The sequence below is a fragment of the Eikenella longinqua genome (assembly GCF_001648355.1).
In the GTDB taxonomy this organism is placed as follows: domain Bacteria; phylum Pseudomonadota; class Gammaproteobacteria; order Burkholderiales; family Neisseriaceae; genus Eikenella; species Eikenella longinqua.
The window spans coordinates 1-21,370 of the sequence record NZ_LXSL01000020.1; the positions used below are offsets into that span (position 1 = coordinate 1).

Sequence of the window (21,370 nt, forward strand, 5' to 3'; positions counted from 1 at the left end):
AAAACCACATTAACGGCATTGAGAATTTCTGGAATCAGGCAAAACGTGTCTTACGCAAATACAACGGAATCGACCGCAAATCTTTCCTGCTGTTCTTGAAAGAATGCGAATTTCGGTTTAACTTCGGCACACCGTCCCGACAGCTTAAAATCCTGCGGAGATGGTGTGGAATTTAGGGCTAATCTACGTCAGCCCCTTTTTCTTTAATCGTTTATCTTCTCCACCACCAGAAGCACCTGCTATATTTTCATATTGATTGATATAGCATTGACAAAATTTCCTTCCCCAAATACTTCATTGCACAGCAACTTCAACTGCGCTTGTTCGTTATCATCTATCAAGATAAAAATCACGCCGTCTTCGCGCAGCAGGGTTTTCGCCAGATGCAGGCGCGGCAGCATCATGGAGAGCCAGTTGCTGTGGTAATGCCCGTTGTCTTTGCTGTTTTTGCGGAATGCGCCTTGGAACATACCGTCGCGTTTCAGGTAGCCCGCGTCGTCGGTGTCGCCCACGCGGCGGGCGTATTCTTCGCGAGTTTCGGAGAATTTGTCGGGATAAATGAAGGAATCGTTGCCGGTGTTGTAAGGCGGGTCGATGTAGATCATCTTCACGCTGCCGACGTAGGATTTTTGCAGGATTTTCAGGGCTTCGAGGTTTTCGGCTTCGATAAAGAGATTTTGCGTGCCGCTCCAATCCACGCTTTCGCTTTGGCAGGGCGCGAGGGTGTGGGATGCGGGCGATTGCAGCGTGCGGTAGGCATCGCTTTTGCCCGCCCAGTCGAGCCGGTAGCGTTCGCCTGTGTGGGCAAGGTTATCTTCGCCCAGCACGAGTTTGAGCTTTTCCCAGTCGACCTGTTCTTCGCAGAAGGCTTCGGGAAAGATTTTCTTGAGTTGTAATAATCTGTTTTTGTTGGGATTATTTTCTAGATTTGGTATAATTTCGGTTCGGTTCGGTTCGGTTCGGTTCGGTTCGGTTCGGTTCGGTTCGGTTCGGTTCGGTTCGGTTCGGTTCGGTTCGCCATAACTGCGTCTTTCTAATGTATCGGACGGAGCTGCCGATTCTAGCGTGGTTTGTGCAGTGTTGCCATGCTGGTGTTTATTCTTGTGAGCAACAGGCTACCTGAAAACGAGTTTTGCGAGTTTCTGCGAAGCTAAATTTTTCAGGTAGCCTGTTGTTTGGTGTGCAGGCATGGCGGATTTATTCGCTGCTTTCGCCGTGCGGCTTGAGCCGGTAGGCGCAGACGATGGTGAGGATGCCGACGGCCAGGGCGAAGCTCATGCTGAGGTGGATGCCGTTGAGCATGGCCTGTTGCGGGCTGCTGCCGCCGGAGAGGTGTTCGCCGATGTTGGTGGTGCCCACGAAGAAGGCGGCTCCGATGGCGCCGGCGATGGGGTTGATGGTGGTGATGATGGCGGCGCCGTGCGGGTTGAGGTGTTTGGGCAGGGCGTTGAGGCCGTGGGTTTCGCCGGTGATGCAGGCGGATACGGCCACGGCCATCAGGGCAAACATGGCGGAGAGGGCGGCGGTTTGGGTGTCGATTTTCAAGTAGCCCCACAATACGGCCAGCGAGGCGGTGAGCAGGATGGTGGCGGGCAGCACCACGAAGCGACCGCCTTTTTTATCCAGCAGTTTACCAAACAGCGGCGCGGCGCAGGCTTGGGCGATGCTGGCGGGCATCAGGATGAGGCCGGTGGCCGTGCCGGTGAGCAGCAGCACCTGCTGGGTGTAGATGGGCACCATCAGCTCGAGGCCGAGAAACAGGAAATAGGAGCAGGCGAGGATGGCCAGGCACAGGCTGAACTGGCTGTATTGCAGTGCGCGTAGGTTGAGCAGCGGCGTGGCAATGTGAAACTGGCGGCGCACAAACCAGCCGATGAGCAGCACGGAGCCGGCCAGGAGCAGGGCAAACTCGGCCAAGGGCAGCGCAGCGAAGTTGCTGCACGCATACACCAGCCCGCCGAAGCCGCCGATGGAAAGCAGGGCGGAGGGGATGTCGATTTTCGGGCGGGTGATGGGGTTGAGATTGACGCTGAGGTATTTGCCCACGAGAAACATGGCCGCGAGCATAAACGGCGCGGTGGCGGCGAAGAGCACGCGCCAGTGGGTGTGGTCGATGATGATGCCGGAGAGGGTGGGGCCGAGCGCGGGGGCGGCGGTGAACATCATGGTGATCACGCCCATGGCCGTGCCGCGCCGGTTGGGCGGGAAGATATTGAGGATGCCGTTAAACAGCAGCGGCACGAAAAACGCGGCGGATATGGCCTGCACCATGCGCCCGGCCAGCAGCACGCCGAAATTGGGCGCGAGCGCGCAAATCAGCGAGCCGGCGAGGAAGGTGGCTTGGGTGATGAGTACCATTTTGCGCGTTTCAAACCATTGGATCACGCCGGCGGTAATCGGCGTGAACGCGCCCATCACCAAGAGGAAGCCGGTGGTGAGCCATTGGGCGGTGGTTTTGTCGATGTGGAAATCGCGCATGATGGGCGTGAGCGCCACGTTGAGCAGGGTGTCGTTCAGGTAGCCGAAGAAGGCGCCGATAAAGAGCGTGGCCACGATGGTTTTGGCAGGGAAGCCCTCGCGGTCGGCGAAGTATTCGTGTTGGGCGGCGGAATCGGTGTGTTGCATAAAGCGTTCTTTCTTATTGTGGAATGGATTGCTGCTGTATAGAGGCTGCCTGAAAACGCGGGCTGGGGCGCAGCGAAAAGGCTACCTGAAAAATAGGGGTTTCGGCGCAGCCAGGCTATGCAGCCAAACCCGGGCAGGTGGGCAGGGCAAACGGCAGATTCTACGCCATTTCGTCGGCCAAAGCCCGCACGGCCAGCATATCGCGGGCCACATGGTTGGCGAAGGGCTGCGGCTCGGCGCGGCTGCCGAACCACACCGTGCGCATGCCCAGCGCCTTGGCTGCTTGCAGGTTGGCGGCGCTGTCGTCCACCAAGATGCATTGCTGCGGCGGCACGGCCAGCGCGGCGCACACCAAACGGAAAGATTGCGGCTGCGGCTTGTGGTGCAGGGCTAGGTCGTCCACGCCGAACAGCGCGTCGAAATGGCCGCCCAAACCCATCGCCTCAACCAAGGCGCGCACGTAAAACGCGGGGCCGTTGGAAAACACGGCTTTGCGGCCGGGCAGGGCAGCAAGCGCTTCGGCGGCGTGCGGCATGGCTTGCAGCGCGGCCAGGAGTTCGGGCAGGTGGTGGCTTTGGCGCAGGAAGTCGGCGGGGCGGATGTGCGGGTGGTGCCGCTGCAAACCGCCGAGCGTGGCGCCGTAGTGACGCCAGTAGTGTTCGCGCAGGTCGGAGGCTTCGGGCAGGCTCAGGCCGAGCTCGCGCGCCATGAAGGCGGTCATGCGGCGGTTGATGAGCAGGAAGATGCCCGCATCGGCGCGGTGCAGAGTGTCGTCTAAATCAAACAGCCAAACGGGCTGGGGCGGCGGCATAAAGGCTACCTGAAAAATAGAAAGGCGGGATTATAGCTAAAGCACTTATTTCTTCATACGGCGTTGGCTCGCCTTGCCGTATCGCTCATACTGCCTGCGGCTCGCCGCCTGGTATGCAGAAATAATTGCTTCAGCTCCATATAGCGCCTGCCCGCCAATGCTGCCGTTTGCTGCTATAATCACGCCGATTCTTACAACCGATTATCACTTAGGAGATTGCTATGGCTTTGGTATCCATGCGCCAGCTTTTGGACCACGCCGCCGAACACGGCTACGGCCTGCCCGCCTTTAATGTGAACAACTTGGAACAGATGCGCGCCATCATGGAAGCGGCCGACCAAGTGAATGCGCCCGTGATCGTGCAGGCTTCTGCCGGCGCGCGCAAATACGCCGGCGCGCCCTTCTTGCGCCACCTGATTTTGGCGGCGGTGGAAGAATTTCCGCACATTCCCGTGGTGATGCACCAAGACCACGGCGCCTCGCCCGATGTGTGCCAACGCTCCATCCAGCTCGGCTTCAGCTCGGTGATGATGGACGGCTCGCTCCTGGCCGACGGCAAAACTCCGTCTAGCTACGAATACAACGTGGACGTTACCCGCACCGTGGTGAACTTCTCCCATGCCTGCGGCGTATCCGTGGAAGGCGAAATCGGCGTGTTGGGCAACCTGGAAACCGGTGAAGCGGGCGAAGAAGACGGCGTGGGCGCCGCCGGCAAGTTGAGCCACGACCAAATGCTCACCAGCGTGGAAGACGCCGTGCGCTTCGTAAACGACACCGGCGTGGACGCGCTCGCCATCGCCGTGGGCACCAGCCACGGCGCGTATAAGTTTACCCGCCCGCCCACAGGCGACGTGCTGCGCATCGACCGCATTAAAGAAATCCACGCCGCCCTGCCGAACACGCACATCGTGATGCACGGCTCCAGCTCCGTGCCGCAGGAATGGCTGAAAGTGATCAACGAATACGGCGGCGACATCGGCGAAACCTACGGCGTGCCGGTGGAAGAAATCGTGGAAGGCATCAAACACGGCGTGCGCAAGGTGAATATCGACACCGACCTGCGTCTGGCCAGCACCGGCGCTATCCGCCGCTTCCTGGCCGAACACCCCAGCGAGTTCGACCCGCGCAAATACCTGGCCAAAACCATCGAAGCCATGAAAGGCATCTGCCTCGCACGCTACCAGGCTTTCGGCTGCGAAGGCATGGCGGATAAAATCAAACCCGTTTCGCTGGAAAAAATGGCCACCCGCTACGCCAAAGGCGAGCTAAACCAAGTGGTGGTGAAGTAAACCTTTGATTGAATGAATGGCAACAGGCTACCTGAAAAATTCCGCTTCGCAGAACATCGCAAAGCTTGTTTCAGGTAGCCTGTTTGGTTTGGGGAAACGGGGTTTGCAGAGTAATCATCATCCGGCTGCCGAAGAAAGGCTACCTGAAAAACGATGCCTCGGTTTAGCCAAGGCGGAATCTCTGCCAAACTAAAACGTCGCTTCCAAGGAAGTGAAAATACCGCGCAGCATTTTCAGGTAGCCCTCCGCCTCCGGGCGCATACCATGAATTTCTCCGCCCCATCCGCTATAATCAACATAATTTAACAAGCAAGCCGCCTATGAACCAGCCCGCCTCCGTGGGGATCGTTGCCCCGCAAACCATCGCCTTCGAACAGCCCTTCACCCTGCAAAACGGCCACACCCTGCCGCGTTTCGACCTGATCACCGAAACCTACGGCACGCTCAACGAGAGTAAATCCAACGCCATCCTCATCTGCCACGCCCTCTCCGGCACGCACCACGTGGCCGGCCGCCACAGCCCGGCCGACAAACACCCCGGCTGGTGGGACAACATGGTTGGCCCCAACAAGCCGGTAGACACCAACCGCTTCTTCGTGGTCGGGCTCAATAATCTCGGCGGCTGTGCCGGCAGCAGCGGCCCCCTGAGCACCAACCCCGCCACCGGCCAGCCCTACGGCTCCGATTTCCCCGTGGTAACCGTGAAAGACTGGGTGCGCTCCCAAGCGCTCCTGGCCGACCATTTCGGCATCAAACAATGGGCGGCGGTGATGGGCGGCAGCCTCGGCGGCATGCAGGCCCTGCAATGGGCCATCGACTTCCCCGAGCGCGTGCGCCACGCCCTGGTGATTGCCTCCGCGCCCAAATTGTCCACCCAAAACATCGCCTTCAACGACGTTGCCCGCCAAGCCATCCTCACCGACCCCGATTTCCACGAAGGCCACTACGCCTGCCGCCAAGCCGTGCCGCGCCGCGGTCTGCGCATTGCCCGCATGATGGGGCACATCACCTATCTGGCCGAAGACGGGCTGGGCAAAAAGTTTGGCCGCCAGATGAAAAGCGGCGAGCTGCAATATGGCTACGGCATTGAATTTGAAGTGGAAAGCTATCTGCGCTACCAAGGCGACAAATTTGCCGACCGCTTCGATGCCAACACTTATCTCTTGATGACCAAGGCGCTGGATTATTTCGATCCCGCCGCCGATTTCGGCCACAGCCTCCAAGCCGCCCTCGCCGGCGTGCAGGCCAAATTCTTCGTGGCCAGCTTCAGCAGCGACTGGCGCTTCGCCCCCGAGCGCTCGCACGAGCTGGTGAAAGCCCTGATTGGTGCCAAGAAAAACGTGCAATACATCGAAATCGAATCCTCCCACGGCCACGACGCCTTCCTGATGGAAGACGAGCCCTACTTGAAAGCCGTGAAAGCCTATATCGATAATATCCACAAGGAGTTGGCGCATGAATCTGCGTGACGACCTGCAACTGATCTACGACTGGATTCCCGAGGGCAGCCGCGTGCTCGATTTGGGCTGCGGCGACGGCGAGCTGCTGCAAGCCCTGGTAACGCATAAAAGCTGCACCGGCTACGGCGTGGAAATCGACACTGGCAGCGTGATTGCCGCCATCGGCCGCGGCGTGAACGTGATCCAGGCGGACTTGGAGCAAGGCCTGCAAGCCTTCGGCGACGGCAGCTTCGACATTATCGTGCTCAGCCAAACCATCCAGGCCATGCAAAACGTGGAAACCATCTTGCGCGACCTCACCCGCGTGGCCAAGCAAGCCATCGTCACCTTCCCCAACTTCGGCTATTGGCGCAACCGCTTCCAGCTGGTGTTCGGCGGTCACATGCCCGTGAGCGAGCGCATGCCCTACGATTGGTACGACACGCCCAACATCCATTGGTGCACCCTGAGCGATTTCGACCGCCTGTGCGCCAAAAACCGCATCCGCGTGCTCGAACGGGCGGTGATGGCCGGCGGCCAGCGCGTGCAATACCTGCCCAACCTGCTGGGCAGCCTGGCGTTTTACCGCGTGGGCTGAACGATTGCTTTGCCTTTGGATTTGCGGGTTTACCCGATGATTTAGAAAGATTATTCAAATCCGCACAAGATGGCTTTTATTTAAGCCAGGTCAAAGTTGCGGCGGCGGTGAAACGTATAATTAAGTAAAAATATTCGTTTGTTTTGTAAGAATAGGGAGATTGGATACTTATGCTACGCAATTTTTCAGACAAGCTGGCCGCCAGCGACGACAAAGGCGACTTCGAGCTCAACTGCCTGATGATGATCATCGAAGACAAAGCCCGCCACCAATGGGCTGCCCGCTTGAAAGTGACCAAAAAATACAACGACAGCAATGCCCGCACCACGCTGCTGGAAAAGTTTGAAAAAGACATGGCGCACGAAATCGACGCGCAGCGCTTCGTGTTGGACGAACTGGAGGAATATCCGGAATTCCGCAGCAAAGTGCTGGAGGGCTTCCAGCTTTAAGCTGCCGCTGTGATACCAACGAGGCTACCTGAAAATTTTCGCTTCGCAGAAACTTTGCTGTGCTGCGTTTTCAGGTAGCCTTTATTTTTGCCGGGTTGTTGGGTTTGCCAACCGGATAAGGCTACCTGAAAAAATGAAACGGATTGGCTTGGGCGAAAGGTTGGTTGGCGTTTCGTTTGGGTTTCGCAGAAACCTTGCCTTGGCTGTGCCGAGACATCGCTTTAGCTTCGCGGCAACTCCGCCTTGGCTGCGCCAAGACATCGCTTTAGCTTCGCGGCAACTCCGCCTTGGCTGCGCCAAGACATCGTTTTAGCTTCGCAGAAACTCAGCCTTGACTGCGCCAAGACATCGCTTTCAGGTAGCCTTTATTGTTGTATATCTCTTAAATAATCATTTAAAACCAGCTGGTTGTGCTATATATAATTTTTCCTTCTATCTAAGGTCAAAATCGGTCTTTCCGTTCTGCCTGCCGCTTCGCCTATGATAAGCGCACGGTTTTGGAGAACGAAAATGGACTATTTCCCCCTGTTTGCCGATTTGAAAGGCCGCTCCGTGTTGGTGGTGGGTGCGGGCGGCGTGGCGTTGCGCAAAATCAGCCTGCTGCTCAAATGTGGCGCGGCCATCCGCATTGCGGCGGAGTCGCTGCACCCGCAAATCCAATCGCTGCACGAAGCTGGGCGGGTGGAATGGGCGGCGCGTGCGTTTTCCCCCGAATTGCTCGACAGCGCCTTCCTCGCCGTGGCCGCCACCAACGATTCCGCCCTCAACGAGCAGGTGTTCCAAGCCGCGCAGCAGCGCCGCCTGCTGGTGAACACGGTGGACGACCCCGCCCGCTGCAATTTCATCTTCCCCTCCATCATCGACCGCCATCCCATCCAAATCGCCATTTCCAGCGGCGGCCAAGCGCCGGTGCTGGCGCGGCTGCTGCGCGAAAAGCTGGAAGCCTTGCTGCCGCAGGGCTTGGGCGTGATGGCGGGCATTGCCGGGCAGTGGCGCGGCCGCGTGAAAGCCAAACTCGGCAGCACGACGCAGCGCCGCCGCTTCTGGGAAAAGCTGTTCACTTCCGCCGCCTTCCAGAGGCTGGCCGACAGCCGCCGCAGTCGCGAGGCCGAATGCTTGGTGCGGCGGCAGCTGGCAGGCGATTGGCCGCAAACCGGCGAAGTGGCGCTGGTGGGCGCGGGGCCGGGCGATGCCGGGCTGCTCACGCTCAAAGGCTTGCAGCGCATTCAGGAGGCCGATGTAGTGCTATACGACGCGCTGGTGTCGGAACAGGTGCTGGAGCTGGTGCGGCGCGATGCCGACAAAATCTGCGTGGGCAAACGCGCACGGGGCGGCAGCGTGCCGCAGGAGGAAACCAACCGCCTGCTGGTGCGCTATGCCCTGGCCGGCAAACGCGTGGTGCGGCTCAAAGGCGGCGACCCGTTTGTGTTCGGGCGCGGCGGCGAGGAATTGGAAGCGCTGCGCGAGGCGGGCATTCCGTTTGAAGTGGTGCCCGGCATCACCGCCGCGCTGGGCGCCGCCGCCTATGCCGGCATCCCGCTCACCCACCGCGACCATGTGCACAGCGCCATGTTTATCACCGGCCACCGCAAAATCAACGCCGACGCGCCCGATTGGCAGGCGCTGGCGCAAAGCCGGCAAACGCTGGTGGTGTATATGGGCACGATTAAGGCTGCCGAGCTCTCGCGCGAACTCATCGCCCACGGCCGCGCCGCCGACACGCCCGCCGCCGTGGTCGGCTGCGGCACGCTGCCCGGGCAGCAGGTGTTTTCAGGTAGCCTCTCCGAGCTGCCTGAGCTGGCCGCGCAAGCGCCGCAGCCCGCTTTGCTGATCATCGGCGAAACCGCCGCGCTGCACCACCGTTTGGCTTGGTTTGGCGAGCAGCCCGCCTTGTCGGCCGACCGCAGCGGCTGGTATGTGCTGCCCGATGCCGGAGCAGAACGGCCGGCGGTGCATGCGGCCTGAGGAGCGCGTGATGAGCAAAGAAGAAATCATGGAATGGGTGCCAAGCAGCGTGTTTACCAAACCGAAGCTGTGGCAGATACCGCAGCCCTCTGCCGCCGCCTACCAGAGGCTACCTGAAAAAACCGCCGCGCTGCGCCGCCGCCTGCAAGACATCTACCAGCGCCACGGCCGGGTGAAACTCGCCAGCAGCCTGGCCGCCGAAGACATGGTGCTCACCGACCTGCTGGCCGCGCAATCGCTGCGGGTGGAAGTGTTTGTGTTGGAAACCGGCCGCCTCAACCGAGAGACCCTGGCGCTGGCCGACGAAGTGAGCAGCCGCTACCCCGATTTGAACCTGCGCCTGTATTACCCCGACGCCGAAGCCGTGGCCGCCTATGTAAACGAATTCGGCGCCAACGCGTTTTACGACAGCGTGGCATTGCGCCGGCAGTGCTGCCATATCCGCAAAGTGGAGCCGCTCAACCGCGCGCTGGCCGACGCCGACGCCTGGATTACCGGCCAGCGGCGCGGCCAATCCAGCACCCGCAGCCGCCTGCCCCTGGCCGAGCAAGACAGCGCGCGGTATCGCCAAATACAACCCGCTGGCCGACTGGAGCGAGCCAGACGTGTGGGCCTATGTGCTGCAACACCGCCTGCCCACCAACGCGCTCTACCGCCAAGGCTACCCCAGCATCGGCTGCGAGCCCTGCACCATGCCGGTGAAGGCCGGCGAAGACATCCGTTCCGGCCGCTGGTGGTGGGAAAACCGCGACAGCAAAGAATGCGGCCTGCACAAATAATCCCGCCGCAAAGGCTACCTGAAAGCGTCAGCTTCAACGAAGTTAAAACGATGTCTTGGCGCAGCCAAGGCGGAGTTTCTGCGAAGCTAAAGCCCACAGCCCGGGCATTCCTGACCGGCAACATATCCACAAAATTTTTCAGGTAGCCCCAAGCGCCCGCACACAGGCTACCTGAAACCAAAGGCAACCCAAACAAAAACCCTAAACCCGAAAGCCCGCCATGAGCGCCACCCTGCACAACGACCACCTCGACTGGCTTGAAGCTGAATCCGTCTACATCATCCGCGAAGTGCTGGCTGAATGCCGCCGCCCCGCCATCCTGTTTTCCGGCGGCAAAGACTCCGTCGTCCTGCTCGCCCTTGCCCGCAAAGCCTTCTCCGTGTCCGGGCGCAGCATCCCGCTGCCCTTCCCACTGCTGCACATTGACACCGGCCACAACTATCCCGAAGTCATCGCCTTCCGCGACGAAACCGCCCGCCGCGCCGGCGCACAGCTCATCGTGGGCAGCGTGGAAGACTCCATCGCCAAAGGCACCGTCGTGCTGCGCCGCGAAACCGACTCGCGCAACGCCGCCCAAGCCGTCACCCTGCTCGAAGCCATCGAAGAACACGGCTTCGACGCCCTGATGGGCGGCGCCCGCCGCGACGAAGAAAAAGCCCGCGCCAAAGAACGCATCTTCTCCTTCCGCGACGAATTCGGCCAATGGAACCCCAAAGACCAACGCCCCGAGCTCTGGTCGCTCTACAACGCCCGCCTGCACCACGGCGAAAACCTGCGCGTGTTTCCCATTTCCAACTGGACCGAGCTCGACGTGTGGCAATACATCGAACGCGAAAAACTCGCCCTGCCGCCAATCTACTACGCCCACCGCCGCCGAGTGGTGCACCGCCAAGGCCTGCTCGTGCCCGTAACCGAGCTCACCCCGCCGCGCGAAGGCGAAGCGATAGAAGAGCTTTCCGTGCGCTTCCGCACCGTGGGCGACATCTCCTGCACCTGCCCCGTGGCCAGCAGCGCCGCCACCCCCGCCGACATCATCGCCGAAACCGCCCTGGCCGACATTTCCGAGCGCAGCGCCACCCGCCTCGACGACCAAGTGAGCGAAGCCGCCATGGAGCAGCGCAAGAAACAAGGCTATTTCTAAAACCAAGCGCCCGATTTTGGCTTCGCAGCAACTCAGCCTTGCTTCGCAAAACATCGGTCCACTGCGTTGAAGCTTGTGCTTTCAGGTAGCCCCAAGCCCGCCGCATCCGCAGGCTACCTGAAAACGATGTCTTGGTTTAACCAAGACTGAGTTTCTGAGAAGCTAAAACAGATTACACCGTTTCAACAGCCGCACACAAAACACACCGCATCAGGCTACCTGAAAACCAACCCACCCCGAGAAAGCCCAGCCATGACCAGCCCCAAGCCGCCGAGCTGTGGCAATGGCTGCAACAGGGCGCCTATGTTTACGTGTGCGGCGACGCCTCGCGCATGGCCAAAGACGTGGAACAAGCCCTGCTGGCCGTGATTGCCGAACAAGGCCGCCTCAGCCCCGACGAAGCCGAAGACTACCTCGACACCCTGCGCCAAGAAGGCCGCTACCGCCGCGACGTGTATTGAAAACAGCGGCTGTTTTTCAGGTAGCCACGGTAGGCAAACAAAAGGCTACCTGAAAACCCCAAACACCCAAACCCAAAGGAAACGCCATGACCGCCCCCGACCCCCGCGCCAAACTCCCCCAAGCCCCCCTTGCCGACAACGAACGCCTCAAAGGCCAAAGCCGCCACCTGCGCGGCACCATCGCCGAAGACCTCGGCGACGGCCTCACCGGCGGCTTCAACGGCGACAACTTCCAACTCATCCGCTTCCACGGCATGTATGAGCAAGACAACCGCGACATCCGCGCCGAGCGCCACGAACAAAAGCTCGACAACCTCAAAAACGTCATGCTGCGCTGCCGCCTGCCCGGCGGCGTCATCACCCCGCAGCAATGGATCGGCATCGACCAATTCGCCGGCAGCCACACCCTCTACGGCTCCATCCGCCTCACCAACCGCCAAACCTTCCAATACCACGGCATCCTCAAGCCCAACATCAAAGCCGTACACCAATGGCTGCACAAACTCGGCCTCGACACCATCGCCACCGCCGGCGACGTAAATCGCAACGTCTTGTGCACCAGCAACCCCGTGGAAAGCAGCCTGCACCGCGAAGCCTGGGAATGGGCCAAGAAAATCAGCGAACACCTGCTGCCCAAATCCCGCGCCTACGCCGAAATCTGGCTCGACGGCGAAAAGGTGGAATCCACCGAAACCACCCCCACCGCCCCGCTCGCCGACAGCGTGAAAAGCGGCGACGCCACCGAGCCCGTGCTCGGCGCCAATTACCTGCCGCGCAAATTCAAAACCACCGTCGTCATCCCCCCGCACAACGACGTAGACCTGCACGCCAACGACTTAAACTTCGTTGCCATCGGCGAAAACGGCAAGCTCGTCGGCTTCAACGTGCTCGTGGGCGGCGGCCTCTCCATGGAGCACGGCAATACCAAAACCTACCCCAACACCGCCCGCGAATTCGGCTTCATCGGGCTCGACAAAGTGCTTGACTGCGCCGCCGCCGTGGTGTCCGTGCAGCGCGACTGGGGCAACCGCAGCGACCGCAAAGCCGCCAAAACCCGCTACACGCTCGAGCGCGTGGGCACCGAAGTATTCATCGCCGAAGTGGAAAACCGCATGGGCGCCCAATTCCAGCCTTCCCGCCCCTACGAATTCACCTCGCGCGGCGACCGCATCGGCTGGGTGCAGGGCGAAGACAAAAAATGGCACCTCACCCTCTTCATCGAAAACGGCCGCATCACCGACGCCCCCGGCAAAACGCTCAAAACCGGCCTGCGTCAAATCGCCGAAATCCACCAAGGCGACTTCCGCCTCACCGCCAACCAAAACCTCATCGTGGCCGGCGTGCCCGAAGGCGAAAAAGAGCGCATTGAGCAAATCGCCCGCGCGCACGGCCTCATCAGCGCCGCCGTTACCCGCCAGCGCGAAAACAGCATGGCCTGCGTTGCCCTGCCCACCTGCCCGCTGGCCATGGCCGAAGCCGAACGCTTCCTGCCCGAATTCCTCGACCGCGTGGACGAAATTATGGCCGAACACGGCTTGGGCGGCGAACACATCGTGTTGCGCGTAAACGGCTGCCCCAACGGCTGCGGCCGCAGCATGCTCGCCGAAATCGGCCTGGTGGGCAAAGCCCTCGGCCGCTACAACCTCTACGCCGGCGGCAACCGCCAAGGCACGCGCATCCCCCGCCTCTATAAAGAAAACATCACCGAGCCCGAAATCCTCGCCATCCTCGCCGACTGGATTGCCGGCTGGGCGCAACACAGGGAGGCAGGCGAAGGCTTCGGCGACTACGCCGTGCGCAGCGGTATCGTCCGCCCCGTGCTCGATCCCCCGCGCGACTTCTGGGCCGCCTCCGCCGCCTAAATCGACATCCGGCGAAACGGCACGGCAAGAAAAAGGCTACCTGAAAACCATTTTTCGGTTTTCAGGTAGCCTTTTTGCCGCGCGCCAGTCAGCCGATGCGTTTGAACGGGGGCAGGCAGGCGAGGAGTTGTTTGCCGTAGCGGGCGGTGAGGATGCGGTTGTCGAGGATGGTGATGCGGCCGTAGTCGTGCTCGGTGCGGATGAGGCGGCCCACGGCCTGGGTGAGCTTGATGCCGGCTTCGGGCACGGTGATTTCCATGAAGGGGTTGCCGCCGCGCTGCTCGATCCAGCGGCTGCGGGTTTTTTCGATGGGGTGGTCGGGCATGGTGAAGGGCAGCTTGGCGATGATGACGTGGGCACAGTCGCTGCCGGGCAGGTCGAGCCCTTCGGCGAAGCTGTCGAGGCCGAAGAGGATGCTGGCGCGCCCGCCGGCCACGGCTTGGCGGTGGCGTTCGAGCAGGATGGCTTTGGGCTGGTCGCCTTGGATGAGTAGGAGCGGCAGGTGGCTTTCAGGTAGCCTCAGGGCCACGTCTTGCATTTGTTTGCGCGAGGAGAACAATACGAGGGTGCCCACGGCTTCTTCGGGGCTGATGAGCTTGGGCAGCCATTCGGCGATTTCGGCGGTGTGGGCTTCGGCCTGCTTGGGGCTGGCGGCCACGGGCGGGAGGTAGAGCTCGCCTTGGGCGGGGAAGTTGAAGGGGCTTTCCAGCGCGAGGGTGGTGGTTTCGGGCAGCCAGTGCAGGCCGGTTTGCTTTAATAAATGGTCGAAGCTGTCGAGCGATTGCAGGGTGGCGGAGGTGAGGACGGCGCCGGCGGCGCGGCGCCACAGGCCGGCGGCGAGCATGGCGGCGGCGCTCACGGGGGAGGCGTGGAAGGAGTAATCGGTTTTGTCGCTGCCGTGGCTGCATTCTATCCATTTGGCCAGGGGCGGGGCGTCGCCGGCGGGCTCGGTGGCGAGCAGGTCCCACACGGCGCTGATTTGCTCGATGCGGGCGCGGAAGATGCCGAATTCGCTGCTGAGGCGGTCGATTTGGGCGCTGTCGCTGTCTTTTTCGCGGCGGGCGGCGGAGAGGGCGTCGTTGAGGCCGTTGGCGTGCTTGTAGAGGCTTTGCGCGGCGGCGGCGGTGTTGGACACGAGCAGGGCGAGCGCTTCGGGGATTTGGCCGTCTTGCCACAGCCATTGCGGGTTGCGGCCGCTGTCGTTGTAGGCGAGCTCGGGGGTGTCGCCGAGGTGGAACTGCCATTCGTAGAGGCTGTCGAGCAGGCTGGCGGCGGCTTCGTCGGCCAGGTTGGCGAGTTCGGCTTTGTCGGCGAGGGAGGCGATTTTGTCGGTGATTTGCGGCAGTTTTTCCAGCGCCCACACGGCTTGGTTGAGCGAATGTTCGGCGGCAAACTGGTTGAGCGCTTTTTTGGGCAGGTGGTGGGCTTCGTCGATGCAGTAGAAGCTGTGTTCGGGCGCGGGCAGGATCACGCCGCCGCCCATGCCGATGTCTACCATGAGCAAATCGTGGTTGCTCACCACCACATCCACTGTTTCGAGCGTGTCGCGGGCAAGGTAGAAGGGGCACTCGAGGCGGTTGGGGCAGGCGGCTTTGAGGCAGCCGTAGTTGTCGTTGTTTACTTTGAGCCAGAGGGCGTCGTCGATTTTTTCCGGCCAGGTGTCGCGGTCGCCGTTGAAGCGGCGTTCGGCGAAGGCGTCGGCCAGTTCGCGCAGGGTTTGGATTTCTTCGGGCTTGGGCTTGCTGTCCCACAGGATTTGCGGGGTGTCGAAGCCGGCGAGGGTTTGCTGCGCCTGGCTTTGGGTGAGCTGGTAGAGCTTGTAGGGGCAGAGGTAGCGGCCGCGGCCTTTGGCCAGGGCGAAGGTGAGCTCGAGCCCGCTTTTTTCCACTAAAAACGGCAAATCGCGCCCCACGAGCTGCTCTTGCAGCGCCACGGTGGCGCTGGACACCACCAGCCGTTTGCCGCGCGTTTGCGCCATGATGCCGCCGGCTAAGAGATAGGCCAGGCTTTTGCCCACGCCGGTGGGCCCTTCGATTACGGCGATGCTCTCGCCCTCGCGTTTGGGCGGCTCGGCACCTTCGGCCTGCTCCTGGCTGCGCGAGAAGGTGTTGGCCACGGCGGCGAGCATTTCGCGCTGCGCTTTGCGCGGGCGGAAATGGGGCAGGTTTTCGCTGATGGCCTGGTAGTGGCGGCGGATGGCGTCTTTTTCTAAATCGGTGAGCATGGCGGCAAGGGCGGGAAAGAGGCGGGTATTATAAGAGATTATGGGTGGGCGGGCGGAGAGGCTACCTGAAAAATATGGCTTGAGGCTGGCGCTGGTTTTAGCTTCGCAGGAACTTAGTGTATTCGTTTTAACTGCGTTGAAGCTTACGCTTTAGCTTCGCAGAAACTCAGCCTTGGCTATATGAAGCCGCGCGCGATAAATATCCCCACTTCGGCGCGATAAATAAATCCTGATATTATTGCACCCTATGCAACAACGTTACAAATCCCACCTTGCTTGGTGGGATTTTTCACGTCAAGCCGGCTCTGCCTGCTCCATGTTGATGGGGTAGCCCGAAAGCGATACCAAATATGCCCATTAGGTCGTAGCCCTGCCCCTCGGTGGCCGTCCATACCCGCTGCAGCTGCTCGTGTGCCTCCGGGGGGGAGGGCAATGGAATCAAATCCCATTTAGCCGCCGGCAGCGGCATCACTTTGCAGCGCACGCCTTTATCGCGGATGGAAGCGGAGTAGCAGGTATAAACCGATGCCTGCGGATGCTCGCGCACCACAATCTCGGCATGGCTGTACTGGCCGCGGGTCAGTTTGCGCGTGAACCAGTCGGTAAACCGCGCCGGCCACACGCGCCAGCCGGAACTGTCCCGACGACCTTTGTATAGAGCGAGATAGATTTGTTGCCGGTTCATTTTTCTACCTCCTCAAGTTCGGCGGCGGCCTGTTCGTAGTTGGCTGTCCAGCCGCCGCTGTAGTCGTATTCCAGCGGGTGTTCAGCTTTTTCCATTGCCGCTTTGTGGCGTTCGGCATTCGCAAAGTCGGCCTGCTCGTCAATCAGCATCTGCTCCATCAATTCAGCCAGTAGGGCTTTGGTCATGTTCACAAAGCTGTTGTCCATCGTTTTCCAGGGCAGCTTTTCAGGTAGCCTCGGCATGACTGCCAGCGCAATATATTGTGTGCGGCTGTTGTCGTCGGTATGAAACCATTTGCCTGCCGATTTAACGTACACCCCATGCCGCAGATTATCGGCACGCTTGGCCTTGATGCGCTCCCACATCTCATCCTGCTGCTCGGCTTTGAGCCGTGCAGCGCACTCTGGGTCGATGTGCCATTGCTCGCCGTCCCAGGTGCTGGATGGGCAGGGCGGCTGCTCGGCCAGCACGGGTTTGCCGTCTTTGCCGGGCATAATCACTTGTCCGGCAGATTGCCCGGCCAGCAGTGCGGCGTGCTGTTCGGGGCTAATCTCTACCGCATCTTCAGGTAGCCTGCTGTGGATGGCGCTGTCGTAAAACGCCTGATTGGATTTTGAGTAAAAAATAGTCATGTTTTAGCTCCTAAATTTAGTAGCCGATGGCCAGCCAATGCACGGTTTTTTGCCCGAATACGCCGTTTTCTGATACGGTTACCGAGCAGCCGGTCTTACTGATTTTGCCAACATGGGCAGACAGTACTGCCGTTCCACCGGCCACGTTGTCTAAAACTGCGCTGATTTGCACATTCAAACAGGCGTTCGGAAACGCGAGCGGAAAAATCACGGTGGAAAACACATCTTCCTGCACCGGCACACTTCCTCATTCAAAAATCAAGCCGCCCGCCATTTTCTGATAGCCTGAAACGGATTTGTCGGAGGCAAACAGCCTGCCCACTACTGCTTCGATGGTGGCACTTAAATCGGTAATCTCGGCGGCGCGGTGGGTGTGGGCTTTTGGAGCTACCTCATCGCAGTTGGCCTTGCGCTGCAAATCCGCCGCCAGCGTGGAGGCATTGCCGGCAGATTCAACAGCCTTGTCGTAAGCCGCCTTCACCGCCTTCGGCGTGGCTGCCAGCTCTTCGCTGTTGCTGTCAGTGACAGACGAGAGCTGTACGATGCCGGCTTTGGTGGTGCTGGCCGCCCCCGGTTTGTCCTCCTCCTGCTTTTTCTTCAAATACTGCGTCCGCGCGGCCAGTTCCTTGGCCTGCCGGTTGGCAATGCCGTTCGGCCCACCCAATACCGGGTCGGTGGTTTCTAGCTGGTAGATACCTTCCGCCCATTGCGGGTTGTTCAGTTCTTCCGTGATATTCGCCATTTTTTAAGCTGCTCCAAAGTTAAAGTTGCCGTCGTAGGCCGCCCGCCCGTTGTAACGCAGGGGGACGGCCTGATAATCCAAGGCTGCCAACAGGCAGCGTGCCGGTGCGAAGGCGGCCAGCGTTTTGCGCAACAGCGCGGCCTGGTCGTTGGTAATCACGCTGTTCATGATGATGCGGTAGTGCGCCCAGTAGCTGCCGTTTCCGTAAACATGGCTGCCGTTGTAGTTGATGCTGCCGTTGTAGGTTTGGCCGTTCAGCCCTTCGATAATCCGCACCTCGCCAAACCCGAGCCGCCGCACGATCTCACGGATTGCCCACGGCGTGCCTTTGTAGCGGTGCAGTTCGTATGTGCCCTTAATCAACCTGCGGCGCGCATCGTCGGATTCGGCCAACCAGTAGCCGTCGGCACCCAAGATGCTGCGGCTCTCGGCCAAGAGCGGCAGGTGTTCGGGGGCATCCGATGCCAACGGTCACGCCGACCGAACTTGGGCGTGCTTTCTTGCCCTCAATGCCGCCGACGGTGAGACCGGCCCGGTACGTGTGGCCAGCCGTAAAATCCGCCACCGCAGCCCCTTAACCCGAGGATACTGATATGGCCAAACCCCACTTCAAACTCAAAACCGCCAACGGCGCGGTTACCCTCAAACCCGCCGACCTGACCGCCCACCTCGCCGTTGCCCAACGCTTTTGGGGCATCGGCGGTTTCGGCGGCTATCTGCCCAATCCCGACCCCGTGTTGAAAAAGCTCGGGCGTGACATCTCGGTTTATCGCGAGCTGCTGTCCGACCCGATTGTCGCCGGTCATGTGCGCCGCCGGAAATCGGCCGTGGCGGGCATGGAATGGCGCATTGAAGCCAACGGTGCGCCTGACACGGTCTGCGACACCATTGCCGAGCTGTTCTCCGGTTTTGACCTGTACCGCCTGATCAACCAAATCCTAGATGCCACCCTGTACGGCTATCAGCCCTTGGAAATCATCTGGCAGCGGGGCAGCCTGTGGCTGCCGTCCGAAATCGTGGCCAAGCCGCAGGAGTGGTTTCAGTTCGACCAAGACGGGCAGCTGCGCTTCCGCCTTTCAGGCAGCCTGAACGACGAACCGGTACCGGCCTTCAAATTCCTGTGCCCGACCCACAATGCCAGCTACATCAACCCATACGGTATCGGCGATTTGTCCTGCATTTACTGGCCGACCATCTTCAAACGCGGCGGTCTGAAATTTTGGGCGGAGTTCAGCGAAAAATTCGGTGCACCGTGGATCATCGGCCGCGAACCGCGCAGCAATACCGACCAAGACACCGACCGCCTGCTGGATGCGCTGGAACAGCTAATCGGCAACTCGGTGGCCACCATTCCCGACGACTCCAGCGTCGAAATCAAAGAGGCGGCGGGTAAACAGGGCAGTGCCGATGTGTACGACCGCTTTATCCGCTACTGCCGCTCCGAAATCGCTATTGCGCTGCTCGGCCAAGACCAGACCACCGAGAAAGACAGTACCCACGCCAGCGCCACCGCAGGTTTGGAGGTAACCAAGGATATTCGGGACAACGACTGCCGCATCGTCGAAGGCTGCCTGAACCAGCTCATCGACTGGATCTGCGGTTTCAACTTTGCTGCCGACACCCCGCGCCCGCAGTTTGTTTTGTACACCGAAGAAGCAGGCGACAAGACCTTGGCCGAACGCGACCAAATCCTGACCGGCTGCGGTGTCCGGTTATCCGAAAGCTACTGGAAACGCGCCTACAACCTGAGCGACGACGATATTGTTCAGGTAGCCTCTCCGCCAAATGCGACGCCGGCGTCACCTTTGGCCGACTTCGCCGAACACCGGCCGGCTGCCGATGCCGGCTTGGTCATCGACACCCTCGCCCCTCTTTCAGGTAGCCTCAACGCACAGGGGCAGGCATTAACCGATATCTTGATTGGCAGCCTGAAACAGGGACAGGCCACACCCGAAGCAGTGCTGGACAAGCTGACCGCCGCTTATCCGAATATGGATGATGCCGCGCTTCAAGAGGAATTGGCACGCTTAATCTTTCTGGCCGAACTGGTCGGCAGAGTGGAAGCTGCTGAGGAGCTGGCCGAATGAACCCCGAAGACATCAAAGCCATCTTCGGCATGCAGCCCGAAGCCGCCGTGGCCTATCTGCAGCAGAAAGGCATCAACGTATCATGGGACTGGCAGGACATGCTGGACGATGCGCACGCCACCGCCTTCACCGTAGCCAAAACCGCCGGCATGGATGTGGTCGGCGATATCTATGCCGCCGTGGTCAAAGCCGCCGAAAGCGGGCAGACCTTGGAGCAGTTCAGCGAGCAGCTGACGCCGGTATTGCAGGCCAAAGGCTGGTGGGGCAGACAGGATATGCCGCACCCGGACACCGGCGAAATCCAAACCGTGCGCCTGGGCAGTCCCTACCGCCTCAAAACCATCTACCTGACCAATATGCAGTCGGCCTATATGGCCGGGCGTTATGCTGAGATGATGGATGCCGTGGATACTCACCCATACTGGGAATACGTGGCAGTCAACGACGAGCGCACCCGCGAGACCCACCGCCTGCTGCACGGCAGCGTTTATGCCGCCGACGACCCGGTGTGGGATACCCTGTACCCGCCCTTGGATTACCGTTGCCGCTGCCGGGTTCGACCCTTATCGCGCAGCCGGGGGGAGGGAAGAGTGCAGCCCAGCCCGCAGCTGGAAACCCAAACCGTGGACATCGGTGTCAACCAATACACCGGCGAAGAACGCCATGCCCAGCGTACCGGCATACGCCAAGACATCGTTTTCAGGTAGCCTTTATACCGGCGGCAGGCTACCTGGAAGCCGATGGCGGCTGCTTCAAAAGGCAAGTACAATCCGCCGCATCGCAAATCAAACGTTTGGAGAAGGCAATGTCTGAACTCTTGGAATTTTTCCGCACGGAAACGGTGGGCGCGGCGGCGGAAACGCTGGATTTCTGGCTCAACGAGTGCAGCCTGGACGAAGCGCCCACAGCGGAGGAAGTGGCGCAGTGGCAGGCGGTGTTGGATGCGCGCGGCGGGCGGTTTACGCGGCTGGCGATGATGTGCGCCGACTGGCTCTCGGAGCACGGCGCGTGAGCCGCTGGCTTCTGCTGAGCGGGCTGTGGTTTGCCGGCATGGTGTATGCGCTGCTGCTGCACGAGGGCGGCAACACGCCGCCGCCGTTTGCCCATTTCGACAAAGTCGTGCACGCGGGCTTGTTTTTCGGACAGTTTTGGCTGCTGGCCAAGGTGTTTTTGCAGCGGCGGCGGGCGGTGCCGGTGAGGGCGTTGCTGGCGGCGGCGCTGGTGCTGGCTGCGGGCAGCGAGTGGGCGCAGGGCACGCTCACGGCTTCACGGCAGGCCGATTGGCTGGATGCGGCGGCAGATATGGCCGGCGCGGCGGCAGCGCTGTATTTTGCCGTGCAGGTGCAGGCGGCGCGGGGCAGGGCGGTGGTCAAGAAAGAAGCATAAAACCTGCACGGCGAAGGGGCGGACGCATCGCGCGGAAATGCGCCAAAGGCGCAGAATGTGCTTGCTAAACGGCGTGCCCGGGCTTATAATGCACCTTCTTTCGGAATGTAGCGCAGTCTGGTAGCGCACTTCGTTCGGGACGAAGGGGTCGGAGGTTCGAATCCTCTCATTCCGACCAGCTTTTTAAAAAGACTT

General features: G+C 60.6%; 18 protein-coding genes, 1 tRNA gene and 5 pseudogenes. 15 read left to right on the top strand and 9 right to left on the bottom strand.

Annotated elements, in window-relative coordinates; translation table 11 throughout:
- Window positions 1–176, top strand: a pseudogene (locus A7P95_RS05750) (IS1595 family transposase); the annotation flags it as partial.
- 93 nt (window positions 177–269) lie between these two features.
- Here A7P95_RS05750 and A7P95_RS12215 read toward each other — a convergent pair.
- The 3 genes and pseudogenes from A7P95_RS12215 to A7P95_RS05765 all read right to left on the bottom strand — a co-directional run.
- Window positions 270–938, bottom strand: a pseudogene (locus A7P95_RS12215) (site-specific DNA-methyltransferase); the annotation flags it as partial.
- A gap of 259 nt (window positions 939–1,197) precedes the next feature.
- Complete coding sequence (locus A7P95_RS05760) at window positions 1,198–2,625, bottom strand: MFS transporter (RefSeq protein ID WP_067592506.1); 1,428 nt, start codon at window positions 2,623–2,625, stop codon at window positions 1,198–1,200.
- 160 nt (window positions 2,626–2,785) lie between these two features.
- Window positions 2,786–3,436 carry a pyrimidine 5'-nucleotidase gene (locus tag A7P95_RS05765; RefSeq protein WP_067592512.1) on the bottom strand — a complete coding sequence of 217 codons (651 nt, stop codon included), beginning with the start codon at window positions 3,434–3,436 and terminating at the stop codon, window positions 2,786–2,788.
- A gap of 221 nt (window positions 3,437–3,657) precedes the next feature.
- Here A7P95_RS05765 and fba point away from each other — a divergent pair, with 221 nt between their 5' ends.
- From fba to cysI, 9 genes and pseudogenes are all read left to right on the top strand, one after another.
- Window positions 3,658–4,725 carry a class II fructose-bisphosphate aldolase gene (fba, locus tag A7P95_RS05770; protein WP_067592514.1) on the top strand — a complete coding sequence of 356 codons (1,068 nt, stop codon included), beginning with the start codon at window positions 3,658–3,660 and terminating at the stop codon, window positions 4,723–4,725.
- Between the two features lie 320 nt (window positions 4,726–5,045).
- Window positions 5,046–6,194, top strand: coding sequence for a homoserine O-succinyltransferase MetX (gene metX / locus A7P95_RS05775; protein ID WP_067592520.1), 1,149 nt, complete (start codon window positions 5,046–5,048; stop codon window positions 6,192–6,194).
- Window positions 6,181–6,762, top strand: coding sequence for a methionine biosynthesis protein MetW (gene metW, locus A7P95_RS05780; protein ID WP_067592522.1), 582 nt, complete (start codon window positions 6,181–6,183; stop codon window positions 6,760–6,762). Before metX ends, metW begins: the two co-directional genes overlap by 14 nt.
- Window positions 6,763–6,932: 170 nt before the next feature.
- Entirely contained in the window at window positions 6,933–7,211 is a 279-nt protein-coding gene (locus A7P95_RS05785) for a hypothetical protein (protein ID WP_067592524.1), read from the top strand.
- A gap of 510 nt (window positions 7,212–7,721) precedes the next feature.
- Window positions 7,722–9,176, top strand: a complete 1,455-nt coding sequence (gene cysG / locus A7P95_RS05790) for a siroheme synthase CysG (RefSeq protein ID WP_067592526.1) — start codon at window positions 7,722–7,724, stop codon at window positions 9,174–9,176.
- A 28-nt stretch (window positions 9,177–9,204) separates the two neighbouring features.
- Window positions 9,205–9,955: pseudogene (locus tag A7P95_RS05795) on the top strand (phosphoadenylyl-sulfate reductase).
- Between the two features lie 220 nt (window positions 9,956–10,175).
- Entirely contained in the window at window positions 10,176–11,096 is a 921-nt protein-coding gene (gene cysD, locus A7P95_RS05800) for a sulfate adenylyltransferase subunit CysD (protein WP_067592528.1), read from the top strand.
- Between the two features lie 266 nt (window positions 11,097–11,362).
- Window positions 11,363–11,557, top strand: a pseudogene (gene cysJ / locus A7P95_RS11145) (NADPH-dependent assimilatory sulfite reductase flavoprotein subunit); the annotation flags it as partial.
- Window positions 11,558–11,643: 86 nt separating this feature from the next.
- Window positions 11,644–13,419 (top strand): assimilatory sulfite reductase (NADPH) hemoprotein subunit, encoded by a 1,776-nt coding sequence (gene cysI, locus A7P95_RS05805; RefSeq protein WP_067592531.1) that lies wholly within the window; start codon window positions 11,644–11,646, stop codon window positions 13,417–13,419.
- A gap of 88 nt (window positions 13,420–13,507) precedes the next feature.
- Here the strand turns inward: cysI and dinG are convergent, their stop codons facing one another.
- From dinG to A7P95_RS05835, 6 genes are all read right to left on the bottom strand, one after another.
- The gene (dinG, locus tag A7P95_RS05810) at window positions 13,508–15,643 is read right to left on the bottom strand and encodes an ATP-dependent DNA helicase DinG (protein WP_067592534.1); all 2,136 of its coding nucleotides are present in this window, start codon (window positions 15,641–15,643) and stop codon (window positions 13,508–13,510) included.
- A 289-nt stretch (window positions 15,644–15,932) separates the two neighbouring features.
- Window positions 15,933–16,328: a hypothetical protein gene (locus A7P95_RS05815; RefSeq protein ID WP_067592537.1), complete on the bottom strand. Its 396-nt coding sequence runs from the start codon at window positions 16,326–16,328 to the stop codon at window positions 15,933–15,935.
- On the bottom strand, window positions 16,325–16,960 hold the full coding sequence (locus tag A7P95_RS05820; protein WP_067592540.1) for a DUF4376 domain-containing protein: 636 nt from the start codon (window positions 16,958–16,960) through the stop codon (window positions 16,325–16,327). Before A7P95_RS05820 ends, A7P95_RS05815 begins: the two co-directional genes overlap by 4 nt.
- 16 nt (window positions 16,961–16,976) lie before the next feature.
- Window positions 16,977–17,201: a gp53-like domain-containing protein gene (locus tag A7P95_RS05825; RefSeq protein ID WP_156503520.1), complete on the bottom strand. Its 225-nt coding sequence runs from the start codon at window positions 17,199–17,201 to the stop codon at window positions 16,977–16,979.
- A gap of 6 nt (window positions 17,202–17,207) precedes the next feature.
- The gene (locus tag A7P95_RS12490) at window positions 17,208–17,702 is read right to left on the bottom strand and encodes a phage tail protein (RefSeq protein WP_067592546.1); all 495 of its coding nucleotides are present in this window, start codon (window positions 17,700–17,702) and stop codon (window positions 17,208–17,210) included.
- A gap of 3 nt (window positions 17,703–17,705) precedes the next feature.
- A complete protein-coding gene (locus A7P95_RS05835) occupies window positions 17,706–18,170 on the bottom strand; it encodes a phage tail protein (RefSeq protein WP_245636580.1) in 465 nt (154 codons plus the stop codon).
- A 125-nt stretch (window positions 18,171–18,295) separates the two neighbouring features.
- On the opposite strand from A7P95_RS05835, the gene A7P95_RS05840 reads away from it, so the two are divergent.
- The 5 genes and pseudogenes from A7P95_RS05840 (at window position 18,296) to A7P95_RS05860 (ending at window position 21,353) form a co-directional block, all read left to right on the top strand.
- Window positions 18,296–19,789, top strand: a complete 1,494-nt coding sequence (locus A7P95_RS05840; RefSeq protein WP_067592549.1) for a DUF935 domain-containing protein — start codon at window positions 18,296–18,298, stop codon at window positions 19,787–19,789.
- A pseudogene (locus tag A7P95_RS05845) lies at window positions 19,786–20,475 on the top strand (phage head morphogenesis protein); the annotation flags it as partial. The gene A7P95_RS05840 and the pseudogene A7P95_RS05845, both read left to right, overlap by 4 nt.
- A 119-nt stretch (window positions 20,476–20,594) precedes the next feature.
- On the top strand, window positions 20,595–20,801 hold the full coding sequence (locus tag A7P95_RS05850) for a dioxygenase (protein ID WP_067592552.1): 207 nt from the start codon (window positions 20,595–20,597) through the stop codon (window positions 20,799–20,801).
- Window positions 20,798–21,175, top strand: coding sequence for a hypothetical protein (locus A7P95_RS05855; RefSeq protein ID WP_156503521.1), 378 nt, complete (start codon window positions 20,798–20,800; stop codon window positions 21,173–21,175). The genes A7P95_RS05850 and A7P95_RS05855 overlap by 4 nt, the downstream gene beginning before the upstream one ends.
- 101 nt (window positions 21,176–21,276) lie before the next feature.
- Window positions 21,277–21,353, top strand: a tRNA-Pro gene (locus A7P95_RS05860).
- The last annotated feature ends 17 nt before the right edge of the window (window positions 21,354–21,370 follow it).

Excerpts from the sequence above, each read along its gene's own strand:
- A7P95_RS05760 (WP_067592506.1), bottom strand. The coding sequence starts at position 2,625 with ATGCAACACACCGATTCCGCCGCCCAACACGAATACTTCGCCGACCGC.
- A7P95_RS05765 (WP_067592512.1), bottom strand. The coding sequence starts at position 3,436 with ATGCCGCCGCCCCAGCCCGTTTGGCTGTTTGATTTAGACGACACTCTG.
- fba (WP_067592514.1), top strand. The coding sequence starts at position 3,658 with ATGGCTTTGGTATCCATGCGCCAGCTTTTGGACCACGCCGCCGAACAC.
- metX (WP_067592520.1), top strand. The coding sequence starts at position 5,046 with ATGAACCAGCCCGCCTCCGTGGGGATCGTTGCCCCGCAAACCATCGCC.
- metW (WP_067592522.1), top strand. The coding sequence starts at position 6,181 with ATGAATCTGCGTGACGACCTGCAACTGATCTACGACTGGATTCCCGAG.
- A7P95_RS05785 (WP_067592524.1), top strand. The coding sequence starts at position 6,933 with ATGCTACGCAATTTTTCAGACAAGCTGGCCGCCAGCGACGACAAAGGC.
- cysG (WP_067592526.1), top strand. The coding sequence starts at position 7,722 with ATGGACTATTTCCCCCTGTTTGCCGATTTGAAAGGCCGCTCCGTGTTG.
- cysD (WP_067592528.1), top strand. The coding sequence starts at position 10,176 with ATGAGCGCCACCCTGCACAACGACCACCTCGACTGGCTTGAAGCTGAA.
- cysI (WP_067592531.1), top strand. The coding sequence starts at position 11,644 with ATGACCGCCCCCGACCCCCGCGCCAAACTCCCCCAAGCCCCCCTTGCC.
- dinG (WP_067592534.1), bottom strand. The coding sequence starts at position 15,643 with ATGCTCACCGATTTAGAAAAAGACGCCATCCGCCGCCACTACCAGGCC.
- A7P95_RS05815 (WP_067592537.1), bottom strand. The coding sequence starts at position 16,328 with ATGAACCGGCAACAAATCTATCTCGCTCTATACAAAGGTCGTCGGGAC.
- A7P95_RS05820 (WP_067592540.1), bottom strand. The coding sequence starts at position 16,960 with ATGACTATTTTTTACTCAAAATCCAATCAGGCGTTTTACGACAGCGCC.
- A7P95_RS12490 (WP_067592546.1), bottom strand. The coding sequence starts at position 17,702 with ATGGCGAATATCACGGAAGAACTGAACAACCCGCAATGGGCGGAAGGT.
- A7P95_RS05840 (WP_067592549.1), top strand. The coding sequence starts at position 18,296 with ATGGCCAAACCCCACTTCAAACTCAAAACCGCCAACGGCGCGGTTACC.
- A7P95_RS05850 (WP_067592552.1), top strand. The coding sequence starts at position 20,595 with ATGTCTGAACTCTTGGAATTTTTCCGCACGGAAACGGTGGGCGCGGCG.